Genomic DNA, 567 nt, shown 5'->3' on the forward strand with positions numbered 1-567 from the left:
CACCAGGTTGACCGGTGCCACTGATCGGGGCCGTCGAACCAACGGTGTCGCCATCCTTGGGACCGGAGATAGCTGGGTCCTTCGTGACAGTGACGTTCACCGGAGCACCAATGGTGGTGGTGTTATCGGGATTGGTCTGAACAGGCGTCAACGTGTTCGGGCCAGCCGGCAAGGGAGCCATCGGCGTGCAAGAGAACGTAGCGTCAGTAGCGACGACGGTGGAGCAAACAGTGTTGCCGCCGTTGTCCACGATCTTGATCGGAGCACCCGGCAAACCGCCGGTACCCGAGATCGGCGCCGTTGAACCAACGGTGGCACCATTAACCGGACCAGTGATGGCCGGCGTCGGGAAAGCGAACGAGGTGCTCGCATTGGCAGGCAGGCTCACGCCGACAGCGCCAGAGATCTTGGCGGGTCCATTCGTAAAGATCCCGGCGGATGTGGCCGTTACGTTCACCGTAGCGGTGCAGGAAGCATCTCCAGCGTCAAGTCCTCCGGCGATGGAGACCGAAGTTCCTCCGGCAGGCGCCGTTACCGAACCGGCACCACAAGTGGTTGATGCCCCGT

The 567-nt window shown here is 62.3% G+C and carries 1 protein-coding gene; it reads right to left on the reverse strand.

Annotated elements, in window-relative coordinates:
- Positions 1-388 (reverse strand): hypothetical protein (locus CXQ91_RS25130; protein WP_219816617.1); only part of this gene is annotated, 388 nt, incomplete at its 3' end.
- Between the last annotated feature and the right edge of the window lie 179 nt (positions 389-567).

Origin of the sequence: Arthrobacter sp. Y81 (assembly GCF_002929335.1) — a bacterium.
In the GTDB taxonomy this organism is placed as follows: domain Bacteria; phylum Actinomycetota; class Actinomycetes; order Actinomycetales; family Micrococcaceae; genus Arthrobacter.